Source organism: Gracilibacillus saliphilus (genome assembly GCF_010994085.1).
GTDB classification, from domain to species: domain Bacteria; phylum Bacillota; class Bacilli; order Bacillales; family Amphibacillaceae; genus Gracilibacillus; species Gracilibacillus lacisalsi.
This window is the reverse complement of record NZ_WJEB01000002.1, coordinates 93,201-111,729: the sequence shown is the minus strand read 5'-3', so window position 1 is coordinate 111,729 and position 18,529 is coordinate 93,201. Positions and strand designations below refer to the sequence as shown.

The following is an 18,529-nucleotide window of genomic DNA, read 5'->3' as shown; positions in this document are numbered from 1 at the left end:
TACTTCCCACACTAATAGAAAGGGCTTTCTTATTTTACTTGTTTAGTTTAAGCAACTAACATAACATAATGATCATCTCCGTGTTATGCGTCGATGAGATATAGGTTGGGCTCTTAAAATGATCCATTTTAAGAGCCCATTACTATGCTTACTCTGATGCGTTAAATTCTTCGATAATCGCATCTCCACCTTGCGATTTCCAATTTTCTACCGCATCATCAAAACCTGCTTCATCAATTTGACCAATGATATAGTTATATGTTGCATCTGTAATAATCTCTTGAAGTCTAGCACCATCATCAACATATGTTTCAGAATAAAGTGGTACCGTAGGATTTTCGATTAAATAATTTTCATTATCCTTAAACAATTCTTCCGATTTAGCTTTTACTTCATAATCGAAATAACCTTCATAACGACCGTTTGTTTCCGGCTCACCAATTTCAATAGCTTGGTAAGGTTTTACTTCTCGATCAAACAAGGATTGATCATCTGTTGGTAACGCACGATCCTCTACTACTTCATAATGCTCACCTTCGATACCCCAGTAAGCATAGTTCATTACTTCTGGTGTCATTAATTGATCAAAGAAACCTAAAATTTTAAGTAGATCTTCTTCTGTTTCAACAGAACTTTTCGGGAACATTACTAAACTACCATAACCTGGAATCGCCCATACACCAAATTCTCCATCCGGGCCTTCAATATGGTTATGCACATCAAATTCTACATCTGGATTAATTGCTTCTGCATCATTATAAAGACTACCAACATCACCCATAGAACCTACGTACATACCTGCAGTACCATTCTTAAAGAATTCTTGTTGATCCGGTTTACTTGTTACAGGGAAATCTTGATTGATGTATCCGTTTTCATGCATTTCCTTAAAGAAATCCATCGTTTGTTTATATTCGTCAAACATAAATTCAGGTAATAGCTGACCATCTTGTTCGCCCCATTCATTCGGAGTTCCGAACCAAGACGATACTGTTTTAAATGCGCCATAAACTAAGTCACTACGGTCTGTAACACCAAATGTATCATCTTCACCATTGCCATTTGGATCATCTTCAGTAAAGGCTCTAGCCATTTCCATAAATTCATCTGTTGTAGTCGGCGCTTCTAACCCAAGATTATCTGCCCAATCTTTACGATATATCAAACCTTGCCTTGATAGTGGACGACCTTGATACAATGTGTATAAATTTCCATTAACTTTCGTATTATCAAGAACATTGTCTTTCAAGTTAGACAAATTCTCAAATTGATCTAAATACTGTCCCACTTCCCAGAATTGCTCATCTTCCATCGCATCACGGAATTGAATGAATGTTGTCTGGTTTTTCAAGAATACTGCCTCAGGTAAAGAATTAGTTGCAAATGCTGTGTTCAAACGATCCTCATAGTTATTATCCGGTACCCATTGAATTTCAATATCCGTATTAGTTGCTTCCTCAATTTGCTCTAATACTTTTTCATTAGGTACTTCTGGTGTGTGTAAGTTTGCCATCATTGTGAAGGCATACGGTTCATCTGACTCTGCCCCTTCTTCTTCATTTGTTTCTTCAGAAGAGTCATCATCTCCACCGCTATTGTCTCCACTTTCTGTTGTGCTATCACTACTACATGCTGCTAATAAAACAAATAATAGTAATAACATGATGCCCATAAGTTTTTTCCAATTACTCAAATTAACCACCCTCCAAAATCTAATTTTTGTACAGCAATGCTTTCCGTGTACAATCTAATAGTAAGAAACAAATAAGCAATTGTATATAATCACTTCTTCACAGCTATTGGAAACGCTTACTGTAAAAAGAAAAAAATATTGATTTTTTTGAAAAATGATCATCTTTTCGTGCCGAGTAAAATAATATTAAGAAATGATTATTTTACTCATTGTAACCTTCCAAACCCCTTTATGGACGTAGGTTTACGCCTCCTTACAAGATGATTATAAGTTGAAAGCGCTTCACAATACCTATTTACGGCACATCAATTACAAGGTATTCTATATATAGTATTATTTAATTTACAGATTAGGTGGGTTTTTATGATGGAACTTTCAGGAATATGGGCTGGATTTTACCGCATAAGTGTATGGGTTACCCGATTTGCATGGTTGAATATGCTATGGATTGCCTTTACTTTATTAGGTTTAATTTTCTTCGGGATCATGCCAGCAACAATCGCGATGTTTGCTGTCGTTCGAAAATGGGTTTTAAAAGAATATGATATCCCTGTTTTTGAAACCTTCTTCAAACAATATAAGTCTAATTTCCTTCGTGCTAACTTATTCGGCTTAGTCATTTACATTATCGGTTATTTTTTATCTGTCTTTTTAAAGTATACAGGACTAATGAATCATTCGAGTTTATACCCGGTATTGCTCGGTATTTTTGTTATAGCAGCATTCCTTTACGTAATGCTAGTATTGTATATTGCGCCAGTTTATGTTCACTATCAACTTCGTTTTTGGCAATATATTCGTTATGCGGTATCAATTGGTGCAGTGAACTTGCACTACTCTATATGTGCTATTACAGTTTTAGCCGGGATATATTTTGCATCTTTGAAGTTCCCTGGTATTACACTTTTTTTTAGCTTTAGTGTTAGCGCTTACTTAGCGATGTTTATTATTCACATCGGTTTTAGTCAATTGCTAAAAAAACAACAAGAACAACTGGAACAAGCACCTATATCCACTTCCTAGCGCTATACATTTTTTTAAAATATAACGATTAAGGAAGTATGTCTATGAAAAAATTATCTACTCAACACTATTTTAAACTGATCGCATTTTTAGTTATTTTAAGCACCGTTCCTGTTATTATTACTGGTGGATTATCTTATTGGCAATCGTCTAATGCAATTGTGGATTATTCCAATGATGAAAAAAAGCAAAATATTTATCAGATACAAACAAACGTAGAACAAGTATTAAGGTACATTGATTTATCTACAACTTATTTTGTACGCTCAGCTCAAACGCAAGAATTTTTAAAAGGAGATATGAATGGGAGATCTTTTAATGATTTTCATAAATTAAGAAAAGATTTAAACCATTTACAAACCATTGAGACTGGCATTGAAGATGTGATATTAGTAAGTTTCGATAAAAGGTGGCTAATTAATAACGATGGTTTAGTACACCTTGATAATCAAGCCTATGAGCAAATAAACACCAATTATTTAAGAATACCTGAGAAATCTGTTTGGTTGATGGAAGAGGCAAGCCAGATAAATTTACCGAATGCGACGAAAAAGAGCTGTTCTCATTATATTAATTTAGTGAAGAAATTGCCGCTCTTATCGTCTCAACCGGATGGTCTTATATCTGTTATCGTTCCTACTTGTGAATTAACTGAAATCATGGCACAGAGTAATGATAGTGAGTCATTTATTATTTTAGATGAGAATAATCAAACAATTGCCCACAGTAATACGGAATACACAGGTGAAGATGGGTATATCCCAAATAATTTATTTGAGAGGATTGACCGGGATGAATTAGAGGGTCAATTCGAGTATCAAATTAATAATACGGATTTCAAAGTTTCCTATCAAACGTCAGAATATAATGACTGGACTTATCTTTCATTAGTGAAATTAAGTGACTTGCATATGAAATCAAGCTCTATCGGTTGGTTAACTGTCTTAATTGTTTCGATATTATTAATTCTTTCATTATGTATTGCTTTTATCGGTAGCAAGATCTTATATAAACCTGTCAAAAAGTTAAAAAGTGTGATAGCTTCTTCGGATGACGGTAAGTCTGTAGCGGAAAAAGCAACAAATGAATTCGATTTAATCGAGACACATATCGAAAAATTGTTAAATCAAAATCATCTGTTGGAAAAACGGGTTCAAAGCCAAGTTACACAGTTAAAACAACTTTTCATGATTCGATTATTACAGGGGAAAGTAACAAGCAGCGAACTACCACTAAAAGTGAAGTCGTTCAATTATAATCAGGATTGGACCGGATTAACGGTTTTTTCATTAAAATTAGATGAAATAGACCAAGAGAAATTTAATAAAAATGATCAAGATCTGATTCTTTTTGCAATCAACAATTTAATTGAGGATCTTATTCCAAGCGAAGAGCGATTTACTCCAGTAGTGATTAATGATGCACAATCCACTTTAGTTATTACGAAGTGCGATAATCAATCAGATTATACACATATCATAAATCAGAAGGTAAAACTAATCCAAACCAAAGTAATGGAGTTATTTCACTTATCAGTCAGTATCGGTATCAGTAACCCTTACTATGAATTAGAAGATTCTAATATAGCTTTTAAAGAAAGTAAGGAAGCACTAAAATATCGTCTAAAAATGGGCGAGTCTTCGATCATTTTTTACGAAAACTTAAACAGACGCTACTCTAGTGTTGCTCCTTACCCGACAGCGATTAAGAATAAGATTTTCGATGCAATTAAATTAAGTGATAAGGAACAAGCGTTATCTGAGCTCTCGAAGTTTTTTGATTATTTGGATAGAAACGATATTCATCATCAACAGCTGGAAATTATCTTATCAAGGTTCTTATATGAATTATATGAATTAAAAGAATTGCTTGGGGCAAATGTAGAAGATTTTCAATCAACGGATATGATTACTTATTATCAAAACTTGAACTCGATTGAAGCGATCCATGATTGGGTAAGCCATCAAATTATCATTCCATTAATCGATAGTATCGATGCCAAGGACGATTCAAAGAATAAGAAAATCTCTGATAAAATGATTCGGATTATCCATGAGGATTATGATAAAGACATTTCACTCGATGTGATCGCTGCCGAGTTACACTATAATCCAAATTATTTAAGCAGTATATTTCAAAAGGAAACGGGATACTCTTTTAGTGAATATTTACTTCGTTACCGTCTCAACAAGGCAAAAGAATGGCTCACGACAACTAATATGTCTGTAAAGGAGATTGCTGAAAAGCTGCAATATAACAATTCTCAAAACTTTATAAGGTCATTTAGAAAAATGGAAGAAATCACCCCAGGTAAATACCGGACACAATATAAAAGTAAAGAAGCATGAGGGACTGTCCCATAAGTTATTGCAAAGCACTTATGGGACAGTATTTTTCTATGTCACTTTTTAACGGAGAGCTACCCTCTCTACAGTTTTGCAAGTTCTATGAGTTAGATGATCGGGGGGACTGTTCACTTTCACCGATGATAACTCTTAATACATTTGGGTGATTTTCAAATGTTTTCGTACCAGCACCATAGCCAATTGTATTTACTATGATGTTTGGCATCGCCGAGAACTCCGTTACTAATGTCTTGATGATGGCTGCTCCTGTAGGGGTTGTTAACTCCCCTTTTACAGCGCTTTCTTTTAGCGGAACACCCTTTAGTACTTCTAATGTAGCTGGGGCAGGCACTGGATAAACTCCATGATCAATATGGATGTGACCAGATCCAACTGGTATTGGAGAAGATATAATTCGTTCAATCTCTAATTCATCTATTAATATTGCAGTACCAACAATATCAATAATTGAATCTATTGCACCAACTTCATGAAAATGGACATTCTCCAGATTCAATCCATGTATTTTTGCTTCCGCTTCCCCTATTACACGGAACATTTCTAAAGACATTTTTTTGGCTGATGCGTTTAGTTCACTATTCTCAATAAGATCGACGATATCTTTATAGTCTCGATGATGATGGGAATGACCGTGTTGATGACTATGGTCATGGTGATGGTGGTGATGATGCTCCTCTTGATAAATTACATCAAACTTATTACTATGTATACCGTTCTTCACAGTTTTACTAAGCTGTAATTGATACTCTTTTTCTAAATGTAAGGCTTTAAGCTGTTTCTCCAACCACTCTAAAGATATACCTGTATCCAATAATGAGGCGATGGTCATATCCCCACTTATCCCGGAAAAACAATCAAAATACAACGTTTTGGTCATTCTTTTTCTCCTCCATTTTTTGTCTTCTTATTTGCATTTTATCCTACGTATATTAATTAACACAACACATAATCATTTATTATGAAAAACTGAGCAAAATCCGCTCAGTCCTTATGACTAAAACGCTAAAGGTTTACCATTTCTCTAGCATCCATTTTGAAATATTTGAACAGCCTTCGTTAAGATCTTCTCTACAACACTAGCAAGAAGTAACACAGTTGCTTTTATACTCACGGATAGTGGTCCAATTAAGAAAAACCGGGAAAGGCCACCCGGTCCTTTTCATTGGCCAAAATAATATATCGATGGTATAAAGTAATTATTTTGAGATAGATATTGGACGTAACAACCGCTACGGCTTGCCCACTTCGCTTTCCGTGGGGTGTGTCTTCAGCTAACTTTTGTAAAGAAGATCGCTTTACAAAAGTGGATCTTCAGATCACGCTGATCCCACAGGAGTCGAAGTGGACGCCTACGCTCATTCATGGTCTACAATGAATGTACTCGCTGACATTCCAATTTTATTACTCAGGTTAAGAAAGCTCGAGAAGTTAGCAGTCACAAACGTTGTAGAACAGTTTCATAGCGGAGGCCGTCCACTTCCACTCCTACGGGATGATTTTCGACTAAGATCCACTTTGGTAAGCTAACTTTGCTTATCAAAGTTAGCTTAGGCGAAAATCCCGTGGAAAGGGAAGTGGACAGCCGCAGCGATGGTTTCCTGTACAAGGTATTTCAAAATGGCTACTATGCTTACAAATGCGTTGATACCGCGGATTATATACTTTCCTATATTAGTAAAAAAGGGCAACCTAGACTAATACCCAAGTTTTATTCTCTCTCAAAAAAAAGCCGATAAGGTTAACCTTACCGACTTTAATAGTTCTATTATTTAATTGTAATACTTAAAACTGATTTCGATGGTAATGTTAGTGTTAGTTCACTGCCACTTGTCTGAAAGTCATCAAACACAACTGGTTTTACATTGTCTGGATTCTCAAACGTATTATGAGCATCCATTTCATCCGCAGTAATGATACGACCGGACACATTGGCAAGATCTTTACCACGTAAATCTACTGCTAAATCTGCAGTTTTCGCTTTATCTAAGTTACATAAAGTAATGGTAACAGAGCCATCTGCCGCTTTAGAAGCAGAAGCGGAAACCTGTGGAATCTCTTTATCTCCGACTTTAATAGCATCACTTTCGATGTTAAGATCTAAACGCTCTGCATCTTGGTGTGCTTTATACATTTCAAACACATGATAAGTAGGAGTTAAGATCATTTTTTCCTTATCTGTTAAGATCATTGATTGAATAACGTTGATCGTTTGCGCAATATTTGCCATTTGAACACGATCATTGTGTTCATTAAAGATATTAAGTGAAACGCCTGCAACTAATGCATCACGAATCGTGTTTTGCTGATATAAGAAACCTGGATTTGTACCCGGTTCTACATCATACCACGCACCCCACTCATCAAAAATGATCGCAATACGTTTTTCAGGATCGTATTTATCCATAATTGTACTATGCTTTTCAATAAGCTCTTCAGTGTGTACCGTTTTTTGCATCGTAATATCCCAGACCTCTTCGGAAAAACCAGTTGCTGGCCCTTTGTTCCAGAAACCGCCTGGATGTACGTAATAGTGAAGACTTAAACCGTCCATAAATGGAGCAGCTTCACGCATCAACACTTCTGTCCAATTATAGTCATCTACATTGGCACCACCAGCGATACGGAAGATTTTATTATCTCCGTAATCCCTTACATATGTCTGGAAGCGTCGGTATAAATCAGCATAATATTGTGGGCGCATGTTACCGCCACAACCCCAATTTTCATTACCTACCCCAAAGTATTTTAACTTCCAAGGCTCCTCTTTGCCATTTTCTTTACGCCAGTTAGCCATTGGAGACTCACCGTCGAAAGTCATATATTCTACCCATTCTGACATCTCTTGAACAGTACCACTTCCGACATTTCCATTAATGTATGGTTCTGTATCGAGCATATCACATAGCATATAAAATTCATGTGTACCGAAATGGTTATTTTCGATTACACCACCCCAGTGTGTATTAACCATACGCTTCCGATTTTCTCTCGGACCAATACCATCTTTCCAATGGTATTCATCAGCAAAACAACCACCTGGCCAACGAAGTACTGGAATATTTAGATTACGCAATGCTTCGACAACATCATTGCGAATCCCGTTTGTGTTTGGGATATCAGAATCTTCACCAACCCAGAAACCTTCATAAATACATCGACCTAAATGTTCTGCAAAATGTCCATAAATATTTTTGTTAATTGTCCCTTTTCCGACATCAGCGTTGACAATTACTTTTTTTGTCATACTTATCACCTCATTATAAATTTAATCGTGTTTCTTCATGACGGTGCTCCTCGTCCGTAAAATCCCCACTTCAAGGTTCAACTAACTCACAACAGGGAAGGATGTCACAGCTCTGTTAAGCTTTCTTCTGTAGACGAATCATGTTCCATGAGAATTTAGGGAAAATAGCTGTCAGTTTTCCATCATCCACATAAGACTCTCCATTCGCATGTGGTTTGACATTCTCTTGACCAGCAAGGTTTACAGCTTTCGCATCTTCATTTTCAAGTACCACATGTTCTACTACATCAAAACCTTCAAATGAACGAACATCGATATCCACTTCTAATGGCTTTTCTAAGTGGCGATTTGTAGCAAATACAACTAACTCTTCTTTTTCCTCATTATATACAACAGATGAATCGAGATATGGAACATCTGTAAAGTCTTTACTATCATATTTAGGTGAGCTTACTACTGGATTAAGTGCTACACCACGACCATATACTGACGTATAGAAATATGGATAGAAAATCGTCTGTTTCCATGCAGCTCCACCATTTTCTGTCATTATTGGTGCTATAACGTTTACAAGTTGGGCCATACAAGCAATTTTCACACGGTCAGAATGACGAAGCATTGTATTCAACATACTACCAACTAATAAAGCATCTTCAAAAGTATACACATCTTCTAGTTGAGGTGGTGCTACTGTCCATGGCTCAATTTCTTTATCCTGCTCATTGGAATGGAACCAGACATTCCATTCATCAAAGCTTAAGTACATATTCTTTTTGCTTCGTTTTTTCGCTTTAATATAATCACATGTAGCGATTACAGTTTGAATAAAATCTTCCATATCCATCGATTTCGCTAAGTAATTAGCCGTATCACCACTACGATTACCATAGTATTGGTGTAACGAAATATAATCAGCTACTTCATAGGTATGCTCAAGTGTTTCTGCTTCCCAACTAGGGAACGTTGGCATATTAGAATTAGAACTTCCACAACTCACCAATTCGATTTCCGGATCTACTAGTCTCATAGCTTTAGCTGTTTCTGAAGCTAAACGACCGTATTCGTAAGCTGTTTTTTGGCCAACTTGCCATGGCCCGTCCATTTCATTACCAAGACACCATGTTTTAATATTGTGAGGATTTTCATACCCATGAGATTTACGTAAGTCACTCCAGTATGTTCCACCAGGGTGATTACAGTACTCTAATAGATTTCTAGCAGCATCAATTCCTCGTGTACCCAAGTTAACTGCCATCATCACATCTGTGTTAGCTGCTTTTGCCCAATCCACAAACTCATTCGTACCCACCTGATTTGTTTCTGTCACTCTCCATGCTAGCTCCAGACGTTTTGGACGGTCTTCTTTTGGACCAACTCCATCTTCCCAGTTGTAGGCAGATACCATATTTCCCCCTGGGTATCTGACAATGGGTACTTGTAATTCCTTAACTAAATTAATAACGTCTTGACGGAAACCATTTTCGTCTGCCGTAGGATGTTCAGGTTCATAGATTCCACCATACACCGCTCTTCCTAGGTGCTCGATGAATGATCCATAGACTCTAGGGTCAATCTCTGAGATTTGAAACTCTTTGTCTATAACCATTTTTGCTTTTACTGTTTCATTTACCATCTCTTTCATCCTTTCTTATACAATTTCTATATTCTCTTTAATTAATACGCTTACACAAAATATTGCACGTACATAATTAAGATTTCTCTTTAAACATGTACGTACATTTAGATTATGGTATATTTAATGGTTTGTCAAGTTAATAACAAGCAGAATGAATCAATATTTTAAATAGGGAAAACTAAGCTATCCCATCAAGGTAATATCTTCTATTCAACTTACTGTGACACTTCCACTTCCCTTTCTTCTTATGCGATCTATAATTGATTTGTAACCGCTGATGGGTAATTCGTGAAAAGTGAAATTCTTTGGTTTTTACTGTTTCTTTTAGCATCTCTTTCATCGACTTATGTATGATGAGGCATGTTTAAATAAGTACGATTTTAACTGTTAAAATCTTTGTAGTAACTAATATATTTTCTTTAATTGCTTATTGCTTCTTCGACGTTGGGATTAGAAAGTCTAATAGCTTTATTTTTTGCCACATAAATAATAAAGGCAATCATATATACTAGAAATCCGAGTATATCCATGGATAAGAGCTGTATAACAGTCCAAATCCCAACCCATATCATCACTTTCTTCTGAATCTCGTTATCTCTTAACTTTACAGCAACCAAAAAACTTATTAAGGCACCTATTAATGTAAACAAACCAAAGATAAAAATAATGCTAGAAATATTATTAACCATCTGTGAACCGGCTATCATCGTTTCCGTATCAGCGTTTTTTAATTGTTGTTCACCTTGACGATTAAACCAGGAATTATAGCTGAAAATGGTTAGCAATGCTGTAATTAGATTCCAAATAGCACCTGTTATTAACAACTTTCTTTCTAATCCTCTTTTCATTTTCTCGCCTCATTTCTATCTTGGTTTTTTGTTTACCCTTTGATACCGGAATTTAAGTTAATTGCTGAAACAAAATATTTCTGCGCAAAGAAAAATAATAACAAGGTTGGTATGATCGCCAAGATGGCCGACCCCATTAATTGCCCAATCATACGATAGTTGCCATATACATCCTGTAATAACAATAAACCAGCTGTAACCGGCATCTTATTAACATCTGTATATACAATTACAGGCCACAAGAAATCGTTCCATGAACCAGTGAAAGAAAACAAACCACAAACAATTAGCACTGGTCGAATTAATGGTAAGATAATTCTGGAAAAGATTTTAAAATCACTTGCTCCATCCACTCTGGCTGATTCATCCAATTCCATTGGAATCCCTTTCATAAATTGTCTGACTAGAAAGATATTCCCCATACCTGCTAGTCCAGGGACAATCATTGCCCAAGGAGTATTTACCCATCCTAGTATATCAATAATTTTATACGAAGGGATTAAATTTACAACATTAGGAAAGAAAGAAATTCCTAACAATGTGAAAAATAACAAATCTCTTCCCTTAAATTTCATACGAGAATAACCATATCCTGTAATGGAAATAACAACAACCACAAGCAGAGTATGCATCGTCGCAATAAATATAGAATTCCAAAGCCATTGCATAATTGGAGCTGTGGATGTATTTTCTAATATATTTACATAATTCTCAACAATCCAGTTTACAGGTAATAATCTAAACCCTTCATTAACCACTTCTGTCTGCGATCTAAAGGAAGTTACAACACCAAATAATACAGGTATTGCCCAAATAGCACTGACAATGATTAAAAAAAGGTACGCTAAATATTTCGAAACTTTTATCTTCTCAAACATATTATCACCCCTACCCTTTAAATTCCATTAATCCTTTATTATGTCGTTGCATTTTTATTCATGATGTAATATTGAATAGCCGAAATAACCAGAAGTACCAGCCCTAGCATTACCGCCATTGCAGAAGCAACACCTGCAATTGATTCACCATGACTAAATGCTAAATCACGTATATACATCATTAACACTGTAGTACTTTGACGCGGTCCACCTTCTGTCATCATTAATGGTTGGGCAAAGACATTGAAAGCGCCCGCAGTAGTCATGACCATTGTATAAATTAATGGGAATTTAATGGATGGTAACGTAACATTCCAAAACTTACGGATTGGCCCAGCGCCATCAATTTCAGCAGATTCATATAGATCCTTAGAGACACCATTAATACCAGCTCGATAAATAATCATATTTCCACCAATACCAGCCCAAACAGTAATAATAATGATTGTTATCCAAGCATATGGTTGAGTTGCCGTCCATACTTGCTCCGAGCCGAACATATTATTAACTACTCCTAGTTGCTTATTAAAGATTAATGACCATATTAAGGCAGCTGCCGAGATAGAAACTAATCCCGGAATATAAATCAATGTTTGGAATAGACTTGTAAATTTCACTTCCTTATGTTCTAAAGCTACAGCTATCATTAAAGGTATAACAATCATTAATGGAACACTTAATCCAACAAAAATTAAGGTATTCTTCATCCCATTAAAAAATTGACTGTAAAAAGTAGAATCACTGTTCGCTAATATTGTTTTATAGTTATCCAGTCCTACCCATTCTGGACTGCCAACCAAATTCCAATTCGTAAATGAAGCATATATACCATAGATGGATGGTATTAAAATAAATACGATAAACAAGATAATGTGTGGCCCAACAAAGAACAACGGAGCAAATTTGCCATGTTCTTTCAATCATATGACCTCCTTTGTTAAAAGTAATGTGTCAAAAAAGCTGACACATTACTTATTTAGATTATTCTTCAGATAATTCCTCTTCTAGTTCATCTTCGTCTAAGAGTTCTGTATTCTCCATATCTAACGAACCTTCAGCTACTTTGTCCTCTACAAATTTTTGCATTTCTTCTAGTCCTGTATCAATATCAATTTCGCCATGTACAAGGTCTGCTACATAATTATCCATTGCTTCTTGTACATATGGATAGTGCTCGTACGTATAAATGTACAGTGATTCCTCTTGTTCCTGACTTGAGGTAAAGAAAGATTGCATGTAATTTTCATATTCAGGACTTTCAATAACATCTTGACTAGCAACAATCTGTCCTGCTTCTGCCCATTCAATTGAATTTTCACGGACAAACTCTAAAAAGTCTGCAATCCCCTGCTCTTTCTCTTCTGACCTCTCTTCATTACTTAACATGGCAAACAAGTGAGCTGAAGATCGATTATGGAAAGTACCCGGTTCAAAAGCATATATATTTGTTACACCAAAGTTGAGATCTTCTACTTGTGCATGACCTGTTGAGCTCCAAGTACCGTCAGTGGAGAATAAGACATTACCTGATTGAAACATTAAATACCCATCTTCCCCGTATGGTGTCATTAATCCTGCATCATTTAGCTCTTTCACCGCTTCTATAGATTCCCGCATTGCATCCGTATTAACTGCCGGCTCACCGTTCTCTTGAATGTCTCCACCTAAATTTTGTATTTGAGCTAATAAAACCCAGCTTAATAGTGCATCATTTAATACATAGTCACCTTCCTCTAATTGACCTTGTAAGGAAAGCATTTCCTCAAATGTTACAACATCGTCATCCAACCAATGCTCAACACCATACTTTTCTAATAAGTCTTGATTATAATACATTGCACTACCGTGAATATCTAACGGGATAGTATATTGTGTACCGTCGACTTCTCCAGCAGACCAAGCTTCTTCAATATAATTATCCGCCGTCAATCCTGATTGCGCTTCCATTACAGCGGTCATAGGTTCTAACAAATCTTGTTTCACAAAGCTTGGTACACGATCCGCATGAATAATAGCTAAATCCGGAATACCATTTCCTGAGTTCAATACAGTATACATCTTCGTGTACATGTCTGATGTGATAATGTGTTTCACTTCTTTTTCAGGTTCTGTTGCATTATAATCTTCAACGAGTTGGTCCATATATGCACCATCATCCCCTGTTAATGGTGTCCAAAATTGAATAGTATTTTCATCATTTTCTCCACATGCCGCTAACAATACTGCCATTAAAGTTAACATCACCATTAATACTTTCTTCATATTTACCCCTCCATTTATTAAATCATTAACAAAAATATTCATCTCTTAAACCACTTTATCAAGCGCTTACATTATTCGCCCCCTTTTTAATATTCAGAAAAAAACACCAGTTAAACTCGCTCATACCAACAGTTTTATTGCCGGATACGCGAACACATTTGGCACTTTTAAAAAATTGTACGTATGAGATAACTTGACTTCAGTATATCCGATGCCTATTGTTTTTTCAATACTTTTTTATTAATCTAAATAAATATTTTTTGTTGTTATTCAACATAATTGTTAAATAAAATGAATAAATTAGATGCTTATGACAAGGTAAGAAATTTATTTAGCATATACAGTTTATACCGGAGAACTGATGATATGAAAAAGGTAGGATTTTAGATCGATGTTCATCACTGAACGTGGCTAACCTTAGGGACGCTCCTTGAAAAGCGAGGTAATTAGTCGGAGCGTTGCAAATACATCAAACATTTCAAAATAACTACCTCGCTTAGCGCAGTCATTGCACTGATTTCATGAATTTTCAACTTATTAAAAAGGCAATAACCAGTACAGGTTCATTGCCTTTTGCTCCTTGACAGCTTCTATTCATTTTATTTTTTTCGCTATTGAAACGATACCTTCTTTGTTTTTACCCATGAAAACAACCGTTTCATTCCAATTTTCCCAATCCCAAGCTTTCATTACCAGACCATTAACGGCTTCATCTTTAAACTGTACAGTATAATTATCTTCACTTAAAGAAGTCCAATGTTCCCTTGTTAATAAGAAAAGAGACGCATGATCTTGACCATCATTGTAAGGATCGATAGTAATCCATTCCCATTCTCCCTCAAGGTCTACTACATCAGGTTGATCATACCCTTCACCTGCAAACCTTTCCGGAGAGACAAGTGGCCAACCATCATTAGTCCAACCAATTTTTCTAATGTGTAAATAATGCCAGCGTTTATCTTTTGCTGCGCGAATATGGTGACAAATATAATGTTGACCTTCGTCTGTTAACACCGAATTATGTCCTGGAGCAATCCAACCATCATCCCCAAGAAATTGGTACCCTCCTAAAACCTTCATCCCTATCTCGTACTGAGGAGATTCAAGATCTGTCATCTTATTCCCAATAAAGTCATAGTAAGGACCTTCTATTGATTTCGAACGGGCGACACGAATATTGTAATTAGAAAACAACGAATCATATGATACAAATAAATAATAATATTGAAACAAAGGGTGATATAAAATATACGGGCCTTCTAGAGCCCTATCGACACTTTTATTGCGCTGGGCAATTAATCTACCTCGACCAGAGTGTTTTAGTTTACCCGTTTTAGGATTGACTTCTGCAACATATAATCCTCCAAAGAAAGAACCATAAACCATCCATGGTGTACCGTCCTCATCAAATGTAATATTAGGATCAATCGCATTAGGACCGCCGGTACCCTGTTCTGATTTATATACTTCTCCCAAATATTGGTAAGGACCCTCGATATCCTTACTTGTTGCAACGCCGATAAAAGATTGCGTCTTGCCAAACTGACTTGCAGCATAATACATAAAATATTTATCGTCATATTTGACAACTTCTGGCGCCCATAAACCTTTAGCACCTGTCCATTGTTTGGCTTCTTCCGGGACCCCTTCTGAGAAAGCCCTGCCGACCCATTGCCAATTAATTAAGTCTTTCGATTTCCGTATTTGAATGCCAGCTTTGAATTCACCACCAAATTGAGCATCTGTTGAAAAAACATAGTACCAATCACCCACTCTAATAATGGCAGGGTCATGAACATTATTTGTCGTCCATTTTGATTCATCATTAAGAACTGATTCATTGTATAAGGAATCTTTTGGTATATTAGTGGCGTTAATCATGCTAATACTCCTATCTATCAACATATTGATTGTACATTAGTGCAAACGTTTATCTCCGTACTTAAGTCGTTATCTTTGGATTTGTAGTAGACTGCCTTACAACCAACTCAGGCTCATATAGTTTGGATACTGGATCATAGGTTTGATTCACTTCTTTCTCCTTAATCATTTGGATAATTGCTTGTGCAGCATCTAGACCTAATTGATTTTTGGGATGCTTAACAGACGTCAGTTTAACCTCTGAAATTTCAACTAGCAAAGAATCATCGAATCCAATTAAGGATAACTGTTCAGGAATTTTAATACCTGCTTGTCTTACTTCATCCATTAATTGCAGTACTAATTGGTCATTGTAACAGACAATTGCCGTTGGTTTTTCTTCTTTTAACTTAAACAATCGTTGTAATTCCTTTTTCGGTTTTGTTAATTGGTCTTCTGAGTTATACGTCACAATATTTCTGGTATCCAAAGGAATATTTAATTCTCTATGGGCCTTAATAAAACCTTTTAATCGTTTTTGACCTTGTGCATCATCAGTCTTGTACATGCAAGCTATCTTCTGATGACCTAAATCCATTAAATGTCGAGCTTGTAAATAGCCACCTATTACATCATCCACCATAAAGTAAACGGGTTCTAACTCTTCATAAATGGCGTTAATCATCACATATGGAATATTAGCTCTTTCCAAATTCAAATAATATTTTAAATTAGGAGTTGCCGACGCACTATGTGTTGGCTCAATAATTACTCCATCATAATTACCTGTTAACAATTTAATTAATATCTTTTGTTCTTGTTCATACTTGTTATTTGTATTAAAAATACTAACGTGATACCCTTGTTCACTTAAATAGGCTTCAGCTCCGCGAATGATCGAAGGGAAGATATAATCAGAAATATATGTTGTTACAATAGCAATATTTTTGTTTGGTAGTATAGTTGAAGAACTTTTTTCTCTCTGCGAACGATCAGCACAGAAAGTACCTGCTCCTTGCTCACGATATAACCATCCGTCATTCACCAATTCCCCTATCGCCACTCTGACTGTATGTCTACTAACATCAAACTGACGCATAAGTTCACTTTCAGAGCTGATTTTTTCATGCGGCAGAATAAGCCCTTCCAAGATCTTTGATTTTATAGATTGTTTAATCTGTTTATATTTAGCCTCCATATTTTCGGATCCCCCTAATCTTCTGTACACAAACAACCACTTACTTCTCCCAACAGTGGAAGTTTTGCGGATGGTAGCACCGGATAAAAATTCTTATATCATAGAAATCAATTATTCTTGGTTAGCAAACGGTTACAGTTCAGTTTTTAACATATACACACGCACCAGCTTCTTAAAATGCGTGTATACATTCGGTAATAATCCAATATAACAAGGTCATTTACTTCTCTTTTGTAAGTGGCTTGGTTGAGTTACGGATAATCAACTCAGGATCAAAACGGATAAGATCGTTTTCCATGTTTTGTTGTTTCTTGGAACTTTTATTTCTCTTCACCATGTCTAGAATAACTTTTGCTGCTAATTCACCCATTTCACTTTTTGGATGGCTTACAGTAGTTAATTTCACTTCCGTTATTTCAGCCATAAATGAATCATCAAATCCTACAATGGAAATATCTTCTGGTACTTTTAATTGTGATTCTCTTAAAACATCCAATAAATTAATAGCCAACTCATCGTTATAACATACAATTGCTGTTGGACGTTTTTCTTCTGGTTCACTTAATACCTGTTTTAACATCTCAACTGGTTTGGACGACTTTTCCTCGGTATTATAAGTCACAATATTGTGAGGAAATATTTCGATATGATGCTTACGATGTGCTTTTAAATACCCTTTCATTCGTTTCGTTCCTTGGATATCATCATTCTTAAAAAAGCCAACAATATTCTGGTGACCAAGTTCAATTAAGTGCTCTGTCTGCATAAACCCACCCTTTTCATCATCCACTACAATATGAAAAGGCTCTAATTCGTCATAGTATGCATTGATCATTAAATAAGGAATGTTTTCTCGTTCAAGATTTAAGTAATAATTAATATTAGGATTGCTTATCGCACTTCGGGTTGGTTCTATAATAACACCATCGAAATGTTGCATGAGAATTTTTTCCAAAAACTTCCGTTCATTATCATGATCATTATTCGTACTAAACAGACTTACTTGATAGCCATGTTTACTTAAATATGATTCAGCTCCCCTGATAATTGATGGGAAAATATAATCGGATAAATACGTTGTGATAAGTGCAATATTTTTCTGATCAACCATCGATTGTGAATTATTCTTCGAACGATCAGCACAAAAAGTACCCGCTCCCTGTTCCCGGTACAGCCACCCTTGGTTAACGAGATCGCCAATTGCTAATCGTACTGTATGTCTGCTTACACCAAATTCCTTCATTAGTTCACTTTCAGAACTGATTTTTTGATGTGGTTGATATGTACCATCCAATATTCGGGACTTAATTGCTTCTTTTACTATACTGTATTTTGTCTGCATTGCTCGCACCTCATTTTTTACCTTATCTACTATAAGGATAAAGGTTTAACTAACTGTGTCAAGTTCTTTCGGAATAAGAGTATGATCATCAGTTCGATCAAATAGACCTATATTCACATAAAAAGCAAATTGGCAGGCAGTTGATACAAACTGCGAAGTAGCTTAGTTGTAAAGTTAAC

At 35.8% G+C, this 18,529-nt stretch carries 13 protein-coding genes; 2 read left to right on the top strand and 11 right to left on the bottom strand.

The genetic code is table 11. The features are described from left to right. Positions 1-148: 148 nt before the first annotated feature. Entirely contained in the window at positions 149-1,672 is a 1,524-nt protein-coding gene (locus GHT08_RS04765) for an extracellular solute-binding protein (protein WP_163580568.1), read from the bottom strand. A 384-nt stretch (positions 1,673-2,056) separates the two neighbouring features. Here GHT08_RS04765 and GHT08_RS04760 point away from each other — a divergent pair, with 384 nt between their 5' ends. Together GHT08_RS04760 and GHT08_RS04755 are read left to right on the top strand one after the other, a co-directional pair. Then, complete coding sequence (locus GHT08_RS04760) at positions 2,057-2,716, top strand: YesL family protein (RefSeq protein WP_238343503.1); 660 nt, start codon at positions 2,057-2,059, stop codon at positions 2,714-2,716. Positions 2,717-2,760: 44 nt separating this feature from the next. After that, complete coding sequence (locus GHT08_RS04755) at positions 2,761-5,064, top strand: AraC family transcriptional regulator (protein ID WP_163580285.1); 2,304 nt, start codon at positions 2,761-2,763, stop codon at positions 5,062-5,064. A gap of 97 nt (positions 5,065-5,161) precedes the next feature. Here the strand turns inward: GHT08_RS04755 and larC are convergent, their stop codons facing one another. The 10 genes from larC to GHT08_RS04705 all read right to left on the bottom strand — a co-directional run bounded on the left by larC (position 5,162) and on the right by GHT08_RS04705 (position 18,350). Beyond that, positions 5,162-5,959: a nickel pincer cofactor biosynthesis protein LarC gene (gene larC, locus GHT08_RS04750; protein ID WP_163580282.1), complete on the bottom strand. Its 798-nt coding sequence runs from the start codon at positions 5,957-5,959 to the stop codon at positions 5,162-5,164. A gap of 888 nt (positions 5,960-6,847) precedes the next feature. Beyond that, a complete protein-coding gene (locus GHT08_RS04745; protein ID WP_163580280.1) occupies positions 6,848-8,326 on the bottom strand; it encodes an alpha-N-arabinofuranosidase in 1,479 nt (492 codons plus the stop codon). Positions 8,327-8,441: 115 nt separating this feature from the next. After that, positions 8,442-9,959 (bottom strand): arabinosylfuranosidase ArfA, encoded by a 1,518-nt coding sequence (gene arfA / locus GHT08_RS04740; protein WP_163580278.1) that lies wholly within the window; start codon positions 9,957-9,959, stop codon positions 8,442-8,444. A gap of 422 nt (positions 9,960-10,381) precedes the next feature. Beyond that, entirely contained in the window at positions 10,382-10,810 is a 429-nt protein-coding gene (locus GHT08_RS04735) for a hypothetical protein (protein WP_163580276.1), read from the bottom strand. Positions 10,811-10,842: 32 nt separating this feature from the next. Then, positions 10,843-11,688, bottom strand: coding sequence for a carbohydrate ABC transporter permease (locus tag GHT08_RS04730; RefSeq protein ID WP_163580274.1), 846 nt, complete (start codon positions 11,686-11,688; stop codon positions 10,843-10,845). Between the two features lie 38 nt (positions 11,689-11,726). Beyond that, entirely contained in the window at positions 11,727-12,608 is an 882-nt protein-coding gene (locus GHT08_RS04725) for a carbohydrate ABC transporter permease (RefSeq protein ID WP_163580272.1), read from the bottom strand. A 61-nt stretch (positions 12,609-12,669) separates the two neighbouring features. After that, positions 12,670-13,950 (bottom strand): extracellular solute-binding protein, encoded by a 1,281-nt coding sequence (locus GHT08_RS04720; RefSeq protein ID WP_163580270.1) that lies wholly within the window; start codon positions 13,948-13,950, stop codon positions 12,670-12,672. A gap of 594 nt (positions 13,951-14,544) precedes the next feature. Next, positions 14,545-15,831: an arabinan endo-1,5-alpha-L-arabinosidase gene (locus GHT08_RS04715; protein WP_163580268.1), complete on the bottom strand. Its 1,287-nt coding sequence runs from the start codon at positions 15,829-15,831 to the stop codon at positions 14,545-14,547. 61 nt (positions 15,832-15,892) lie between these two features. Then, positions 15,893-17,008: a GntR family transcriptional regulator gene (locus GHT08_RS04710; RefSeq protein ID WP_163580266.1), complete on the bottom strand. Its 1,116-nt coding sequence runs from the start codon at positions 17,006-17,008 to the stop codon at positions 15,893-15,895. Positions 17,009-17,228: 220 nt separating this feature from the next. Beyond that, the gene (locus GHT08_RS04705) at positions 17,229-18,350 is read right to left on the bottom strand and encodes a GntR family transcriptional regulator (protein WP_163580264.1); all 1,122 of its coding nucleotides are present in this window, start codon (positions 18,348-18,350) and stop codon (positions 17,229-17,231) included. Positions 18,351-18,529 lie beyond the last annotated feature (179 nt).

Bases quoted from the DNA above. Each gene is read 5' to 3' on its own strand.
- GHT08_RS04735 (WP_163580276.1), bottom strand. From the start codon at position 10,810: ATGAAAAGAGGATTAGAAAGAAAGTTGTTAATAACAGGTGCTATTTGG.
- GHT08_RS04705 (WP_163580264.1), bottom strand. From the start codon at position 18,350: ATGCAGACAAAATACAGTATAGTAAAAGAAGCAATTAAGTCCCGAATA.
- GHT08_RS04765 (WP_163580568.1), bottom strand. From the start codon at position 1,672: ATGGGCATCATGTTATTACTATTATTTGTTTTATTAGCAGCATGTAGT.
- arfA (WP_163580278.1), bottom strand. From the start codon at position 9,959: ATGGTAAATGAAACAGTAAAAGCAAAAATGGTTATAGACAAAGAGTTT.
- GHT08_RS04730 (WP_163580274.1), bottom strand. From the start codon at position 11,688: ATGTTTGAGAAGATAAAAGTTTCGAAATATTTAGCGTACCTTTTTTTA.
- GHT08_RS04755 (WP_163580285.1), top strand. From the start codon at position 2,761: ATGAAAAAATTATCTACTCAACACTATTTTAAACTGATCGCATTTTTA.
- GHT08_RS04710 (WP_163580266.1), bottom strand. From the start codon at position 17,008: ATGGAGGCTAAATATAAACAGATTAAACAATCTATAAAATCAAAGATC.
- GHT08_RS04745 (WP_163580280.1), bottom strand. From the start codon at position 8,326: ATGACAAAAAAAGTAATTGTCAACGCTGATGTCGGAAAAGGGACAATT.
- larC (WP_163580282.1), bottom strand. From the start codon at position 5,959: ATGACCAAAACGTTGTATTTTGATTGTTTTTCCGGGATAAGTGGGGAT.
- GHT08_RS04760 (WP_238343503.1), top strand. From the start codon at position 2,057: ATGATGGAACTTTCAGGAATATGGGCTGGATTTTACCGCATAAGTGTA.
- GHT08_RS04720 (WP_163580270.1), bottom strand. From the start codon at position 13,950: ATGAAGAAAGTATTAATGGTGATGTTAACTTTAATGGCAGTATTGTTA.
- GHT08_RS04715 (WP_163580268.1), bottom strand. From the start codon at position 15,831: ATGATTAACGCCACTAATATACCAAAAGATTCCTTATACAATGAATCA.